This window comes from Pseudomonas fluorescens, from assembly GCF_902497875.1.
Taxonomy (GTDB): Bacteria; Pseudomonadota; Gammaproteobacteria; order Pseudomonadales; family Pseudomonadaceae; genus Aquipseudomonas; species Aquipseudomonas fluorescens_BR.
On sequence record NZ_CABVHY010000051.1, the window covers coordinates 15403 to 32421 of the forward strand.

Annotated in this window: 6 protein-coding genes; all 6 read left to right on the forward strand. The window is 57.6% G+C overall.

Features of this window, described 5'->3' with window-relative positions; all coding sequences use genetic code 11:
* Window positions 1-227 precede the first annotated feature (227 nt).
* The 6 genes from F8N85_RS31640 (at window position 228) to F8N85_RS31665 (ending at window position 16974) form a co-directional block, all read left to right on the forward strand.
* The gene (locus F8N85_RS31640; protein WP_224795787.1) at window positions 228-3734 is read left to right on the forward strand and encodes a Tc toxin subunit A; all 3507 of its coding nucleotides are present in this window, start codon (window positions 228-230) and stop codon (window positions 3732-3734) included.
* Window positions 3735-3757: 23 nt separating this feature from the next.
* Window positions 3758-8581: a neuraminidase-like domain-containing protein gene (locus tag F8N85_RS31645; RefSeq protein ID WP_150807363.1), complete on the forward strand. Its 4824-nt coding sequence runs from the start codon at window positions 3758-3760 to the stop codon at window positions 8579-8581.
* A 12-nt stretch (window positions 8582-8593) separates the two neighbouring features.
* Window positions 8594-13201, forward strand: a complete 4608-nt coding sequence (locus F8N85_RS31650) for a SpvB/TcaC N-terminal domain-containing protein (RefSeq protein WP_150807364.1) — start codon at window positions 8594-8596, stop codon at window positions 13199-13201.
* An 11-nt stretch (window positions 13202-13212) separates the two neighbouring features.
* Complete coding sequence (locus F8N85_RS34720; RefSeq protein WP_191636307.1) at window positions 13213-13497, forward strand: hypothetical protein; 285 nt, start codon at window positions 13213-13215, stop codon at window positions 13495-13497.
* Window positions 13498-13879: 382 nt separating this feature from the next.
* Window positions 13880-15646 carry a sensor histidine kinase gene (locus tag F8N85_RS31660; protein WP_150807365.1) on the forward strand — a complete coding sequence of 589 codons (1767 nt, stop codon included), beginning with the start codon at window positions 13880-13882 and terminating at the stop codon, window positions 15644-15646.
* Window positions 15640-16974 carry a sigma-54-dependent transcriptional regulator gene (locus F8N85_RS31665; RefSeq protein ID WP_150807366.1) on the forward strand — a complete coding sequence of 445 codons (1335 nt, stop codon included), beginning with the start codon at window positions 15640-15642 and terminating at the stop codon, window positions 16972-16974. Before F8N85_RS31660 ends, F8N85_RS31665 begins: the two co-directional genes overlap by 7 nt.
* The last annotated feature ends 45 nt before the right edge of the window (window positions 16975-17019 follow it).

The following is a 17019-nucleotide window of genomic DNA, read 5'->3' on the forward strand; positions in this document are numbered from 1 at the left end:
GACGCTTAGCAATAAAAATGATGTTCGTGTAACCATTTTATTCTAAGCAACACCCCTCGAACTGTCAGATCTGACAGGTTACACCCTCTTCGTTTATCGCTAGTTTGAACCTGCCGGGCGCTCCGAGAGCCCCCCCTTTCTGGCAGGAGATCGATTAGATGGACGGAGAACAGAATTCCCTGGTGCACTCCCTGGTCGAGACCGACGGCCAACCCAGGAAGGGCCGTATGAGTTTCAAAACGGCCATGCAGAAAATGGGGTTTACCTCGGTCTTCGACATCATTCGCCTGCCCAGGGCCGAATTCGCCGAGCAACTCGCCAGGCTGAGCGATGCCGACGCCCACCAGGCTTATGACAATGCCATGGGGTATGCCCAACAGATCGCCCGTTTGTACAGGGAACACCAGATATCCTCCGGAGCTCCCCAACATCTGGGCCAGCGCACCGGAGTTCGCGCCTTGCTGGAAATAGGCCCCGGTTACCAGAATTTGTTCGGGGAGAGCTGGGATGAGTTTTGCAAAACAGGAGCGCTGGCGGCCGTCGACGGACCGGTGGCCTACCTGAACACGCTCTATACCTTTATCAAGGAACTGGAAGCATCAAGCAAAGATGACCGCAGAGTCGTGTTGGACAAACGCCGTCCGGACATCAAGGAACTGCTGATAAACGAGGACACGACCAACACACCCATCCCGATGTTGAATATCGTCAATGAAGTGCTGACCCAGACTATTCAAAGTCACCTGAAAAAAGATATTTACGAAGAACTGGCCAGCCGGCGCTATCCCTTCGAGTTTCCCTACAATCTTTATCATCACCAGTGTTTGCTGGGATTAACCGCGGAAAAACCGGGGCTGGGGGAGTTGAACTATCGGGTCAGTATGTTGCTGCCCCTTACTCAGAACGCCGATAACGCTTATGGCCAGGTACTGACAAATCCGAGCGTCGAAGCCCAGCGTTTGTTGTCGGGATTAAGTACTGAACAGCAAACGCTGCTGATAGAACGCTCGCTATTCACGACGTTTTATCTTTCAAGTGCCGACCTGAGCACTGGCTGGGCAAGCCCTGGCACCACCTACATTCGGCCACACCACGCCTGGGGCTCCTGTTTTCTATTGCCATCGCCACAACCTGACATGGGGACCGTGGAACCGGCTGCTGACACACCAGGAACCGTTGCTGAGGGAACAAACTTGGCACAGGTCAACTTTTTCAAGGCAGGTGACACGACTCCAAAAGCCGTGACATTGAAGTTGAACTCATACGTTTTGAGCAACGACACCTTCTGGCAGTTTAACTATCTACATGGCGCGACATCCACTAACACCGGCTCATTTATCCAGTTCAAGGAGGCTTTGCCCTCCCCGCCGGAATCGGGTTATAGAGCGACCTTCTACGTCGTTACCAGCACACAATCGTCGGGCGTAGCAAAGCAAAGCCTCACCCTCACGCTGGACAATCAGTACACCCTGACAGACCTGGAAAGTAACTTCTTTACCGAGCACTACGGCCTGACTGCTCTAAAAGATCCCACTCTAGGTCTGATCGAACTGAACCAATTCATGCAACGCACCAGCCTGAACGCCGAACAGGCTGAAGCACTTCTGTCACAGCGTACGCAATTCCCCCGGTTGTCCCCCAACTGTCCAAGTACCCACCCCCAGCATGCCGGCATGCCGGATCCAAAAGATCCGACTAAAAAAATCCTGCCCTTCCCTCACGCGTCCCACTATGGCGCCTGTTATGTCAATGGCACCGGCTCCGATCTGTATGACAGTACCGCCACATCGTTGTATGGGGAGACCCACGCAGATCGTTTCGACAACTCCATGGGACTGGAAGAGGTCAACTACGGTACAGCGGACAACAAGATAATTGTCTGGTACCTGAGCAAAACCTCCCTCAACCGCTTCGACCGCCTGCAACGCATGATCCGCCTGCAACGCTGGACGGGCATTCCCTTTGCCGAGCTGGATACGCTGATCATCAGCGCCATGCGGGCCGAAGGCGAACGCAACCTGGGCCTGGAACTCAATACCAACACCCTGCGCGCCCTGGGGGTTTATCGCTACCTGGAGCAGCGCTTTGGCATCAAGCCGCAAGAGTTCGCTGCTCTTCTGCATGACTTGTCACCCTATGCGATTGGCGATCGATTACCGCTGTTCGATGAGGTGTTCAATCGGGTGAAGCTGTTCGATACAGCGCTGGTGCTCGATCAAACACCCTTCACCCTGGACAAGCCGGATGCCGCGTCACAAAAAACCCTGCTGCAACTGTGCGCCGGGCTGAGATTACAACCGACAGAAGACTCGTTGCTGCCCTTGGTCAAACAGACAAATGAACACTTCACATCGCTGAAACGCGACCTGAGCACGGTAACGTCCATCTACCGCCAGGCACGGATTGCCCGAATGCTCGACCTGTCGCCCGTGGACTTCCTGGCGCTGGCGGATCTGCTTGGCGGTGCGGCCTATAAAACAGCGCTGACCACGGGCCTTCTCGCCTCCCGGAATACGCCTGCGGATAACGCCCCGGACATCCTCGACATTCTGATGCAAATGGTCTGGGCGGTCGACTGGCTCAAGGAAAGCCAGCAGAGCGTGCCGCAGCTGCGCCAGCTAATACAGCGGGACGCCGACAATGCGCCACCCACCCAGACACTGAAAGATAGAGTGACCCGGTTGGTAATGGAGACACCGAACAGCCTGGTGACCGAACAACAGCTCAAGGCACTGAACCTTCCAGCCAATGAAGATAAGAAGCCCGCATCACGCGATTTTGGAGACGTCATCGACTGGTTCAAATTACTGCAGGACGACAAAGGCGCCGCCCCCAAGAAGCCCGTGATCGATGCGAAAGGCTTGGTGTGTACCTTGCCTTTTACCTCAAGCGATGAAACCTCCACTCAACTCCAGGCTGCAGTAAAAAACCTGATCGCCCCCTTGAAGCTGGTAGACGCCGTCAAGCAGCAATGCCTGGAAAAACTCAGCAATCTATTACTCAAGGCCCACGACCAACAGGCGCACCTGATCGAAGGCCTCTTGCAGGAAATCGGTCAATTACCGATAGACCGTGCAGTCACGGTGGTGCATTGGGCGAAGACCACGGTGAACGCCCTGCTCACGGCAGCACTCGGGGCGAAACCTGAACCGCAAAAACCAATTGACGACTCGAAACTGCAGGCACTGATCGCCCTGTTGCAGCCGGTCTTTGGTCATGCCCAGGCTTCCCGGCAGCTGCACCTGAGCAACAATGCCTTGCGCTTGTTCGTGGTTTCCCCGGCATGGCTGGGCCTGGATGACTACCCGCCCGCAACCACCCCATTGTCGCTCGCCAACCTTTACCTGCTCGAACGTTTCACTCACTGGCTCAATACCCAGAAGCAGCCAGAAGAAAAGCTCCTGAATTACTTCAGCATCGCTAACCCGCCGTCAGCCCAGCTGAAAAACAAAGCCCTGCGCAAGGCCGTCAACGAAGACGCTGCCAGCTATCTGGCCACGCTGCTGGAATGGAATGCCCAGGAGATCACCGTCCTGAGCAAAACCTTGCCGGACGAGCGCGCTCGATCGATGGCGCACATCGACTGGCTGCGCCGTTGCCAGGCTGCCTGCAAAGCCAGCGGGCTGTCCGCGGCCGCGCTGTTGTTGGCCACCCACCTGAACGAACACAGCACGCTTGCAGATTGGAAACCGGTCGGTGAAGCGGTCATGGCCGCCAGCCACGCCTCCCGCTAACGGCCAACGCTCAAGGAACGATCATGTCCACATCCATCGACAGCCAGCTTAACGAATCCCTGCGTGATGCGCTGGTCGCGCTGTTTCTGCATGTCGTCGTACCCAACGACGAGACCATCAAAGCACTGAAGCTCGACGACAAAATCAAGACCGCCAACGATATCTACGAGTACCTGCTGCTCGATGTGCTGGTCAGTCAAAATGTGCCCACCAGCCCGGTGGCTTGCGCCCTTGCCAGCCTGCAGCAATACGTCAACGGCATCCTGATGAACATGGAGCCGGGTTACGAGCAGGCGAGCCTGACGCCTGAGCAAATCAAGAGCTGGCGCAATGAGATGCACCAATACCCGCTCTGGGCGGCCAACCAGGCGTTGCGGCATTTCCCGGCGCTCTATCTGGCGCCTGCGCTGCGGTTGAACAAGACCGACAACTTCCGCCAACTGGAAAACGACATCAACCAGAACCAGATTCAACCCGAAACCGTGCAGACGGCGGTGTTGGCTTACCTGGCGCGATTCGAGGAAATCGCCAACCTGAATGTGCTCAACGGTTACATCAACGGTGAAGACTTCGCCAACAGTCTTTATTACTTCATTGGCAAGTCCCGCGCCGAGAACGCCTATTACTGGCGTTCGCTGGATATGCGTCAGCGCCAGCCCATTGATCCACATCACCATCCGGATGAAGTCCCACCGCCTTCTAAACACGATACTCCGGAGCCCGACGCCTGGTCCGACTGGAAGCGCGCCAACCTGCCGATCTCGGACAATGCCGTCGAACACTCGATTCGCCCGGTCTGGTTCAATAATCGGTTGTTTGTGGTTTGGGCAGAAATCATTTACCAGGACCCATCAGCGGTCAACCCTGCCACTGGATCGGAAGCAGAAACCACATCGAAGACCAACCCACAGTTGCGTTTGAATGTTTCCTATAAAAAATACGATGACAGTTGGAGCGCCCCGCAGACCTATCTTCAGGGCTACGGCACAGACACAAAACTGCATGAAAATCCGCATCTGTTAAATCAGATAGTCAATACCATTGCGGTATATGACCACTCCACCTCACCGGAAACGCTATTTATTGCTTTATATGTCGGCTATAAAGAGGGAAGCTTAGTAGACGGGACGAACGACGAATACACTTTCTTAAAAACGGCGAGAATCGACAAAAACTTTAACGTAACACCTATGTTTCCGTCAAATGAAAAGGTACCCAACAAGACACAAAAACCGGCTTTACCCATTTCAAAAAACAACGACACCGAGACCGAGAAACATGTTTTAACAGTAGGTAGACTTTTTGCCAGCACACAGTGGAACCTGGATAGATTTCAGTTTTGGCTACCGAGTTTCGTTACCGTATTCACGGACGTGAAAAACACTTCAGAACATACTGGAACAGATGACTGGGATTATAAAGGACTTCAAAAAAACATAGCAGACCTGTCTAAAAATATCGACGTCACTTACGATCGCAAAACGGCAAACCTTCAATTTAAATCAAAGATAATCGACACTATTGATGGTAATGCCACTGTATCCATCCTATTTAACGACGCCAGTAATAATTCACTACTCCGTTTGACTTTAGTTTTTTATCCAGCGCCACCAACCCATGGACGAACCGTTCTTCTAGCGGGGTCAATTCTGGAACCTGTCGGAACGAGTTTTTTCCTCCATCCCAGCCAGGAATACCACTTCCAGTTTCAGATTCCAAACCCTGGAGGGGACCCGACGATTAGCGATCTCTACGCTTTAATAACTGACCAAGATAAATTAGATGACGCTAAATATATATGGACTACACTAAACAGCACACCAGAGGGTGAGAAACTCTCTCTTGAGGGAAAATTCATAAAGAACACCGCCCTACCCTACTTACTCTCTCATTCTACACAAGAGTATACAGGCTTTGTTGTTTCAAACTCGACAGGCAGCCCAACTCTCGAGGCAGGAAAAACATCAACCACGGCCACTAAACCCCTGGTACTACAACACATCATTCTGCATCCAAAGGAATCCACACAGGCCACCCCACAACAGTACGACGACATGATTGTATTGGCAACTTCCCCCCCTCAAAGCAGGTTATTAGCGGGCGAGGGCCTTAGCCTCTCAATTCCTATCGACCAGAACACCATGCACCCCCATTGGCCAGGTGATTGGCCAGACAATCCTTCATCCATTCCTTTTATCCACGGAGTCGCTATAAGCGAAGCTCCAAATTCAGGAGAAACACAGGGCGCGTTTATAGGCTTCGCATTCAAAGCCGTCTCCGTGATCTGGGGAGAAAAGAACGACGCTGCAGACCAGATTTCCCCAATTATCTGGCACCAGGAAAGCCCTTCGCTGGGAAACGCAGAGTCCATTGATTTCGTCGGCACTGCGATCCACCACAGCGATGGATCTAAAACAGCCGAACGCCCTCCTATCCGCATGAACACTACCTTTGCCCGTCATCTGATGAATCTCGCCGAGGCAGGCCTGGGCGAGCTGCTTACATGGGGTACACAACAGCTGACAGAGCCGCCGACCTTTATTGACACCCATGCCGAGCCCATGGACTTCAACGGCGCCTATGGTCTGTATTTCAGGGAGCTATTCCTCTACCTGCCCTGGCTGGTTGCCGACCGTTTGAACCAGGAACAACAGTTCCGTGAGGCCGAGCGCTGGTTGGAGTATGTCTTCGATACAAATCGTAAAAAAGACAGCTCCGGCCGCCCCGACTACTGGAACGCGGTTGCGCTGGATGACTCCAAAGCTCCGCCCGCTCCCACTTGGCCGGCACCGTGGCCAAACGACCCCGACTTTATTGCCCGCAGCTCTCCGGTGCACTTTCGCAAGGCCCTGTACCTGCTGTACCTGGATGTCCTGGTCAATCGTGGCGATGCGGCGTATCGGCAGTTGACGCCTGATGGCCTGGCGGAGGCCAAGCTCTGGTACGTGCGGGTGCTGGACCTGCTGGGCCCGCGCCCGGACGTGCAAACGGTTGACTCATGGGCGCCGATCACCCTCAAGAACCTGAATGCAGCCAATAGCCCGCACCTGCGCGCTTTTGAACAACGACTGATCGAGCAGGACCGGCGTCGCCTCGAAAGCCATGCCCGCAACAACCGCGCATTCGGTCAACCGGGAACTGTCTCACGGCTGAGTGTGAGTGCCGATGCTTCACAAACACTGGTGTCGACCATCGACAACCCGTACTTTCGCTTGCCGTTCAACCGTGAGTTGGTCAAGTACTGGGACCTGTGTGACAGTCGCCTGTACAACCTGCGAAGTAACCTCGACATCACCGGTAAACCGCTGCACCTGCCATTGTTCGCCCCGCCGCTAGACCCGCGGGCCTTGTTGGCGGCCTGGGGTCAGGGCGTGTCAGGCGACGGACTTGATCGGTTGCTGACTCCGGACATTCCACCTTATCGCTTCAGCGTCATGTATATCCATGCGATGAATGCCGTCGACAGCGTGATCCAGTTCGGTGCCACGTTGCTGTCGTTGATCGAGCGCAAGGAGCAGGCCCAACACCTGGAATTGCAACAGCAGCAAGCCTGGGATATGGCGAAGATCGCCGTCGACCTGCAAACCCAGGCGCTGATGATCGAGGGGAAAAACAGGGAGGCCCTACTTGCCAGCCAGCGAGTCGTCAAGGGGCGAGTCGATTTTTATGCGAAGTTGCTGGTTGAAGGGATTAATGAGGAAGAGCGAGGAGCCAGCCAAAACTATCTTGACAGCCAAGTCGCAGAAGACTCGGCGAGTACAGCTCAGACCATTGCTGCCTACGCAATGTGTGCCCCCAATATCTTTGGTTTGGCTGACGGAGGGCAACGCCTGGAAGGTGTGCCCTTTGCTGCCCAATCTGATTCCCAAGGTTTGGCCACCTCTCAACGCTCAGCAGCCCTGGCCCTCGACCGCACCGCCCAATTCAACCGCCGCGCCCAGGAATGGGAGCAGGCACTCGATCAGGCAGAGAACGAGTACGCGCAACTCGACGCCCAACTCGCTGTCCAGGCCGAGCAGGAAAAAGCCAGCCGCCTGCAATTGCGCCAGGCCGAAACCGCACTGGCCCAAACCAAAGCCACCTACGATCTGCTCACCAACAGCAACCGCTTTACCAAAACCCAGACCTACGAATGGCTCAACAGCCAGTTCGCCACCTTCTACTACCAAGCCTACGACGCGACCCAGTCGTTATGCCGGGCTGTCGAAGCTTGCTGGCGCTACGAACGCGCCGATTACAGCAGTCCATCCTTTATTAAACCGGGCGCCTGGAATGCCACCTGGCGCGGTCTTGGCGCCGGCGAGTCGCTGAAGACCAGCCTGCTGCAAATGCACAGCAAGTATTTGCTGGAAGACGAGCGGGAGCTGGAAATCAGGAAGACTGTGTCGCTGAGCAAGCTCCTGGGGGCAGGCTGGAGCGCTGCATTGAGCGATTTGAAGTCCAACGGCTCAATCGCTTTCAAATTGCAGAAGGACACCTTCAAGGATGACTACAACAGCCTCTACCTGCGGCGGATCAAAAGCGTCAGCGTCTCCCTGCCGATCGTCGCCGGCCCTTATGAGGACATCCACGGGAGCCTGACCCAGATCAACAACACCATCGAGCTGTACGACAAGTCCGAGCTCAAGGATCGACGCGCCAACCAACAAGTCGCTCTCTCGACCGGTGTCGATGACAGCGGTCTGTTCAACTTGAGCTTTCAGGATGAACGCTACCTGCCCTTCGAATTCACCGGACTGATCTCGGAGTGGACACTGGAATTGGCCAATACCACCCCAGAACAGAAAGCCATGCTCGAGTCCATCACGGACATCATCGTTCATATCCTTTACACAGCCAGAAAGTGACGGAGGCTCGGCATGAACGACCCATCTGCGATGGAATTCACCGCCCCATCCCTGCCCAAAGGCGGTGGTGCGATTCACAGCATCGGCAAGGGCATGGGCCCGGTCGGCACCACGGGCGCGGCCTCGTTTGAAGTCGGGTTGCCCATTTCTCCGGGCCGCGGCTTTGCCCCGGCCTTGAGCCTGGGGTACAGCAGCGGCGTGGGTAACAGTCTGTTCGGTATCGGTTTCAGCTTGTCGGTCAATGCCATTACCCGCCGTACCAGCAAAGGCGTACCGACCTATACCGACGACGATGTGATGGTCGGCCCGAGCGGTGATGTCTGGATGGCTGAGCGTGATCAACGTAGCGGCGCGATCATCTCCAGAACCGAAACCACCTACAACCATCAGCCCGTGGGCAGCCATACCGTGGTGCGCTATTGGCCACGAACCGAAGGCGCGTTCGATTTGATCGAGCATTGGTCCACTACCGCCGACAAACCAGGCTTCTGGCTGATCCACGGCACCGATGGCAGCCTGCATCTGTTCGGCAAAACCCAGGCTTCACGCCGCGCCGATCCAAAGGCGGCGGAACACGTTGGTGTCTGGCTGCTGGACGAGAGTCTGAACCTGCGTGGCGAACATATCGTCTACACATACAAGGCCGAGGCCCCATCCACTGACCCGACGCAGTCTCGTGACTACAGCGCCCAGCGCTACCTGAGCAAGGTGTACTACGGCAACTTCAAGGCCGATGGGAATCTGTACTCGTGGCAAGCCGAGGGCTGGAAAGAGGACCAGTGGCACTTTGTCCTGCTGTTCGACTACGGCGAGCGCACCACCGACTACGCGCTGACGCCTGGCTATGCCGAGGCCGGAAAATGGCTCGAACGCGACGACCCGTTCAGCAACTTTGCCTACGGTTTTGAACTGAGTACCCGGCGCCTTTGCCGACAAGTGCTGATGTTCCACCGGTTTCCCGATGAAGCGACGATGGGCCCGGAACCGCTGCTGATCCAACGCCTGTTGTTCGACTATCAGCAAAGCCCGCTGGGGTATCACCACCTGAAGGCCGCCCACCTCCAGGCCTATGACGCCAAGGGCAGGATGGAAAGCCGCCCCCCGGTGGAGTTTAGCTACAACCCGTTCGAACTTAACCCCGAAGCCTCCGGTTACCACGCCTTCGATGCCATGCCCGGGCTGAACGACGGGCAGCGTTATCACCTGGTCGACCTGAATGGCGAGGGCTTGCCGGGAATTTTGTATTCAAGCGACAAGGCCTGGTATTACCGCGCGCCGCTCAGGGCAAACCCCGCCTCCCATCTCGATGAGGTGGCTTACAGTGACTGGGAACGGCTCCCCAATCTGCCGAATGCCGACAGCAGCAAACCGCTGCGCCAATCCCTCACGGATCTAAATGGCGACGGGCGCCTGGAATGGCTGGTGACCCGACCCGGCTACAGTGTGTTCTTCACCCGCAATCCGGACCAGCGCTGGTCAAGCCCCATCCCCTTCGCCGCGATGCCGACGGAATTTTTCCATCCCTCGGCGCAATTGGCCGATCTGGTAGGCGACGGCCTTTCCGACCTGGCCATGATCGGTCCCAAGAGTGTGCGGCTGTATGCCAATGGGCGCGAACAAGGCTTCGAAAAGGGCGTGGATGTGCCTCACACCCCGAACGACCGCTTGCCCCTGCACGGCAACTCACAGACCGAACTGGTGGCTTTCGCCGACCTGCTCGGCAGCGGCCAGCAACACCTGATCCGCATCCGCTACAACGAAGTGTGGTGCTGGCCAAACCTGGGCCGGGGCGTGTTCGGTGAAGGTTTTCGGTTTTCCACGCTGAGTGGCTTTGAGTACAGCACCTTCAACGCCGCGTACGTTCAGTTGGCGGATCTGGATGGTTCGGGGGCCGTGGATATGCTTTACCTGAAACCCGATCACGCGCTGATTTTCATGAACCGCTGCGGCACCGGGTTCGAGGGCAAACCGGTCGAGTTGCCTTGGCCGACCGGTGTGCGTTACGACCGTTTCTGCCAGGTCAGCCTGGCGGATCTGCAAGGGCTTGGCTGCTCCAGCCTGATTCTGACGGTACCGCACATGTCGCCACGGCACTGGCGCTACGACTTCGTCGATGCAAAACCCTATTTACTCAACGCCACCAACAACAATATGGGGGCCGCCGGCAGCGTCACGTACCGCAGTTGCGCACAAGAGTGGCTGGATGAAAAACAACGGTTGCTGGCTGAACATAGACCCGCGATTTCCTACCTGCCGTTCCCCGTACCAGTAGTCAAACAACAGAGCCAACTCGATGAGATTACCGGTAACCGGCTGACCCAGCTTTTTGAATACCGACAAGGGTATTACGACGGCATCGAACGGGAGTTTCACGGGTTTGCCGTACTGCTGGCCACCGATACCGAAAACCAGGCCAACGCCGCCCTTCAAGAGGGCTATACCGCGCCGATTCTGACCAGGACCCGTTTCCATACCGGTCGTGATGTGGACATGCCCAGCGATGACGACTTCAGCCTCGACACCGATGCCCGCCCGCTTCAAGGCCACGTCTACACGCGTTACCATCCCGAAGACGAGGCCGATGAGATCAGAACCCCAACTCTCGAGGAAGCACGGGAAATGGCCCGCACCCTCAGTGGTTCGGTGCTGAGTGTGGAAGTGTATGCCGCTGCAGACTATGTCGCCAAACCGAAGACCGCCGTGCCCTACTCGGTGCAGCACAACCGTTATCTGGTGCGTGAACTGCGAGGTTTGACGCCGCTCCAGCCCTACTCGGTGATGTTGCCGCTGGCCCTTGAATCCATCAGCTACCAGTACGAACACTACCCCGATGCCCCGGACCACTTCGACCCACTGTGCCAGCACACCCTCAGCCTGAGTTGGGACCGAAAAGGCCACCTCACCCATGGCGTGTCGATTGCCTATGCACGCCGCAAGATCGACAAGGACACACCGCCGTTCAGTGATACGTACCCACAAACCTGGTGGCGTGATGCTCACGACAACGCTCAGCAATATCACTACCTGACTGAAACCCTGGCCGAATACATCCACCTCGACGAGAAAGGACTGAACTGGCAAGGCTGGCGCCTGGGCCTGCCTTATCGCCAACGCGGCAATGCCATAGCGTTGAAAAAAAAGACCGCCCCAAACCCCTTCATCATCTGCTGGGAATCCTTCGCCAAAGACAGCGCCTACAATCCACTGGACCCGATAGACCCGGAAGATCCAGACGATCCGCATCATCCAAAAGTCGAACGGATGTTGGCAGGCATGTCCGTACAACGTTACAAAGACGCGAAAACCGGTGAGACGTTGAACGACGGTACCGCTCGTTTCGACGCGCTGCCCGACTACACCGAAACCGCCGAACTGGATGAAGTCGCCCTCAAGGCTTACGAGGTTCTGCCGCCAGCGGACCGTCCAGACGATGCGAAATTCAAAGCCATTGGTTACCACGAAATGCCGGCCTTTTTTCCAGACGACAAACCGCTCAAGCTCTGGTCGGTCAAACGCGGTTTCGCCAAATACGGCGGGCTGGATAGGTTTTACAACGTCGAGACCTTCCAGGCGACCAAGAGCCATGGCATTACCAGCGTCGACTACGACCCTTACTACCTGCTGAGCATCTCGGTCACCTTGCCGGATGGCTGCACCACCCGGGTCGAGCAGGTCGACTACCGCACGGGGCAGCCAGCCCGCATCGTCGATCCTAACGGAAACTCTCGGGAGGCCTGCTATGGCGCTTTTGGGCAGCTGTTCGCCACGAGTTTTTACGGCACCGAATGGGACAGCTCGGTTTGCGCGGTAAAAGCGGTCGGTTTCCATCCCATTGAACAGTACCTGCGCCCCGAGGATGACAGCCCGACCTGGGCGATCGAGCATAAAAAGGACGCCCTGCTGAATGCTGCCACGGCGAGCTTCGAAGATTCGTTCAGCTGGATGGGGCGCATCCCCGAGCCCGAGAAACAAGACCCCGAGTGGCTCAAACAGTGGGTGGCTCAAGGTGATCTGCTTATGCCCGGCTACTGCATACGGGCCTCGGCCCGGATCCGACTGGAACACCTCAAAGACCTGACACCGGCCGATACGAAGTTGCAAGCCTTGATCAAGGCAGCGCAACGCGAACCCGCACATGCCGCCACCCTACAGGCCGATAGGTACCCCTACGATCCAGAGGAGGAGAAACAATTTCGCTGCGCCATCGCCTGCTGGGACGGCTTCAGTCGCCTCTTGCAAACCAAACAGGAAGTCGAAGCAGGCAAGGCCTATGTGGTCGACGACAACGGTAACTTGAAACTCGATGACAAGGGCGACCCGCTGCAAGCAGAAGCAAAACGCCGCTGGAGGGTCAGCGAACGCAAGGAATACAACAACAAGGGACAGGCGATCCGGATTTATCGCCCCTACTTCGCCGACCAGTACCGGTACATCAATGATCAGTCGTTCAGAAAGCACGGCTACCACGACAAACAGTTCTATGACGCCCCCGGCCGACCCACCGAAACCTGGCTGGCCAATGGCTGGATGCGGCGGATGACCTACTGCTCCTGGTATCACTACCTTGAAGATGAAAACGATACACAAGAAGAGGTTCTGGCCCGAAATAACAGTCACTAGGAAGGTGTGCAATGAGTGCCGCGTTGCATCGCAACACCCCCACGCTGAGCGTCATCGACAGCCGTGGTTTGCCGGTCAGACAGGTGGCTTATCTGCGCACCGTAGAAAACGATGAACCGCAAGCACGCATCACCCGCCAGCAGCGTGACGCTGCTGGTCGGGCAGTCGCCCAATGGGATCCGCGGCTCTTTGGAAAAGTGGCCAATCTGACGAGTGTGTACATCCAGTCGTCGAACGCTTCACCTATGGCGATAGCTCGTCAGACTCCGCCAGGCACAATCAATGCGGCCGGTTGACCCGTCAGTCATTACTTCACTGACCTGGCACCAGAAGCCCGGTCGCAACAAGCAACATCGGAGACGATTTTTGGCATCCGCAGATATGGCAATTTTCGCGACAAAATGAGTCATTACTTCGAAATCAACACCGAAGCGCTGCAATTGACAGAGGACGCCACCAACAACCACATACTGTATGTGCCGACCGTCTTTGGTATACCTTTGCGGTATGTCTCCAGCTCAAGTCGACAGGTCAACCGGGTGATCAATCATGGCGAGACGTTGCCACGCTGGGGAAGAACAGCACCTTGACTATCGGATCTTCGACCGCACCATTTGGCAAGGTGTCCGGCGGCCCGCATGCTATGGTGCCTCCCCTATATCCCTCTGTTCCTGACGAATGATCTCGACCTCCCGCACCCTGCGCCTGGCGCTGTACACGCTGCTGATCATCGCCGGTGCCGCACTCGCGGCCGGCCTGGCCATGCGTCACACCGAGCGCCAAACGCTAGTGGACGAGGCCGCCCTCGCCAGCGAACAACTGGCGCTGTATGCCAATTCCCTGCACACCCTGATCGAACGTTATCGTGCCCTGCCCGCCGTGCTGGCGCTGGACCCGGAGCTGAGCAACGCATTGAAAGGCCCGGTGAGCGGTGAGCAGCAAGACGCGCTGAACCGCAAACTGGAGAAAATCAACGGCGCCGCCCAGTCCTCCACCCTGGAATTGCTCGATCGCACCGGCCTGGCCGTGGCCGCCAGTAACTGGCGCCTGCCGAGCAGTTATGTCGGCCACAACTACGGCTTCCGCCCGTACTTCAGCCAGACCCGCAGCCAGGGCAGCGGACGTTTCTACGCCGTCGGCGTGACCAGCGGCATTCCCGGATATTTTCTGTCCAGCGCGGTAACCAGTGAAAGTGGCGAGTTCCTCGGCGCCATGGTGGTGAAACTGGAATTCCCCGAGCTTGAGCGTGAATGGCGCCAGGGCAGCGACACACTGTTGGTCAGCGACGCCCGCGGTATCATTTTCATCGCCAACCAGTCCGGCTGGCGATATCGCCTGTTGCAGCCGCTGTCGGAAAATGATCGGGCCGAGATCAAAACCACTCGTCAGTACGACAAGCAACCGCTGACCCCACTCGAATACCGTGCCATCCGGCACTTTGACGAAAACAGTTACCTGGCTCGTGTCGAGGGTCCGGACGGCACGGCGGAGTATTTGTGGGAGTCGCTGCCACTGACCTCCGAAGGTTGGACGCTGCACCTGCTGCGTCGCCCCCAGGTTGCCTTCGAAGACAGCCGCAACGCTGCGCTCGCCGCTGCCGGGTTGTGGCTGGCGCTGGTGTTTCTGCTGCTGTTTCTCAACCAGCGCTGGCGTCTGGCCCGGCTGCATCAGCGCAGCCGCGAAGAGCTGGAAAAACTGGTGGAAGAACGCACTCGTGACTTGCGCACGGCTCAGGACGGCCTGGTGCAGTCCGCCAAGCTCGCCGCCCTGGGGCAGATGTCCGCGGCGCTGGCCCATGAAATCAACCAGCCGCTGACCACGCAACGCATGCAGTTGGCCACGCTGCGCTTGCTGCTGGATCACGGTCGGATAGACGACGCCTATAAAGCCCTCGGCCCGCTGGATGAGATGCTGACGCGCATGGCCGCCCTCACCGGTCATCTCAAGACCTTTGCCCGCAAGAGCCCCAGCGGTTTGCGCGAGCGCCTCGACCTGGCGATGGTGGTCGATCAATCCTTGCACTTGCTCGACGCGCGCATGCGCGAGGAACATGTTAGCAGCGTGCTGCACCTGACCCGCCCGGCGTGGGTGCGCGGCGATGCGATACGCCTGGAGCAGGTGTTGATCAACCTGCTGCGTAACGCACTGGATGCAATGCACGACAAACCACTCAAGCGCCTGGAAATCCGTATCGAGGCCGATCAGCATCTGTGGCGCCTGACCGTTGCCGACAGCGGCGGCGGTATTACCGAAGAAAACCTGGCCAATGTGTTCGACCCGTTTTTCACCACCAAACCGGTGGGTGACGGCCTCGGTCTGGGGCTGGCGGTGTCTTATGCCATCGTCCACGAACATGGCGGGCGCCTGAGTGCCGGCAATCACCCGGGCGGGGCGATCTTCACCCTGACCCTGCCTATCGCTACGCAGGAGCAAAGCCCATGTTGAACTCGGTTATTGTGGTCGACGATGAAGCCAGTATCCGCAGCGCCGTGGAGCAATGGCTGAGCCTCTCGGGTTTTGTGGTGCAACTGTTCAGCCGCGCCGAAGACTGCCTGGCGCAACTGCCAAGGGATTTCCCCGGGGTGATTCTCAGCGACGTGCGTATGCCCGGCATGGGTGGCCTGGAGTTGCTGAGCAAGGTCCAGGCGCTGGACGCCGACCTGCCACTGATCCTGCTCACCGGCCATGGCGATGTGCCGATGGCGGTCGAGGCAATGCGCGACGGTGCCTACGACTTTCTGGAAAAACCCTTCAGCCCCGAGACCCTCCTCAGCAGCCTGCGCCGGGCGCTGGATAAACGCCGGCTGGTATTGGAAAACCGCGCCCTGCACGAGCAGGCCGACAACCGTGCCAAGCTCGACGCCAGCCTGCTGGGAGTTTCCCGTGGCCTGCAAACCTTGCGCCGACAGGTGCTCGACCTCGCGGCCTTGCCGGTCAATGTGCTGATCCGTGGTGAAACCGGCAGCGGCAAGGAGCTGGTCGCCCGCTGTCTGCACGATTTCGGCCCGCGCGCCGACAAGCCGTTTGTGGCGCTGAATTGCGCGGCCATCCCCGAGCAGTTGTTCGAAGCCGAGCTGTTCGGCCATGAAAGCGGTGCCTTTACCGGCGCCCAAGGCAAGCGCATCGGCAAGCTCGAATACGCCGATGGCGGCACGCTGTTTCTCGATGAAATCGAAAGCATGCCGCTGGCCCAGCAGGTCAAACTGCTGCGGGTGTTGCAAGAGCAGAAACTTGAGCGGCTGGGTTCGAACCAGAGCATCCGGGTCGACCTGCGGATCATCGCCGCGACCAAGCCCGACCTGCTCGATGAGGCCCGCGCCGGACGTTTTCGCGAAGACCTCGCCTATCGGCTAAACGTCGCTGAATTGCGCCTGCCGCCGTTACGCGAGCGCCGCGAAGACATTCCGCTGCTGTTCGAGCACTTCGCCCACAACGCCGCTGAACGACTGGGGCGCAGTTTCCCGCCATTGAGCGGTCCGCAATTGAGCCGCCTGCTCAGCCACGACTGGCCAGGCAACGTCCGTGAACTGGCCAACGTCGCCGAGCGTCAGGTGCTTGGGCTCGGCGAACCCGAATCTGAAGGCGTCGAACCCGGTCAGTCCCTCGCTGCGCAGCAGGAGGCCTTTGAAGCGCATTGCCTCAGAGCGGCGTTGACCCGGCACAAAGGCGATATCAAGGCGGTGCTTGCCGAGTTGCAACTGCCGCGGCGGACCTTTAACGAAAAGATGCAGCGCCATGGGTTGGCGCGGGAGATGTTTTTGAAGGAGGAGTGATTCTTCTGACCTTCATTTTAGGTTGCCTGTTCTGGCCCCATCGCG

Bases quoted from the DNA above. Each gene is read 5' to 3' on its own strand.
- F8N85_RS31640 (WP_224795787.1), top strand. From the start codon at position 228: ATGAGTTTCAAAACGGCCATGCAGAAAATGGGGTTTACCTCGGTCTTC.
- F8N85_RS31645 (WP_150807363.1), top strand. From the start codon at position 3,758: ATGTCCACATCCATCGACAGCCAGCTTAACGAATCCCTGCGTGATGCG.
- F8N85_RS31650 (WP_150807364.1), top strand. From the start codon at position 8,594: ATGAACGACCCATCTGCGATGGAATTCACCGCCCCATCCCTGCCCAAA.
- F8N85_RS34720 (WP_191636307.1), top strand. From the start codon at position 13,213: ATGAGTGCCGCGTTGCATCGCAACACCCCCACGCTGAGCGTCATCGAC.
- F8N85_RS31660 (WP_150807365.1), top strand. From the start codon at position 13,880: ATGATCTCGACCTCCCGCACCCTGCGCCTGGCGCTGTACACGCTGCTG.
- F8N85_RS31665 (WP_150807366.1), top strand. From the start codon at position 15,640: ATGTTGAACTCGGTTATTGTGGTCGACGATGAAGCCAGTATCCGCAGC.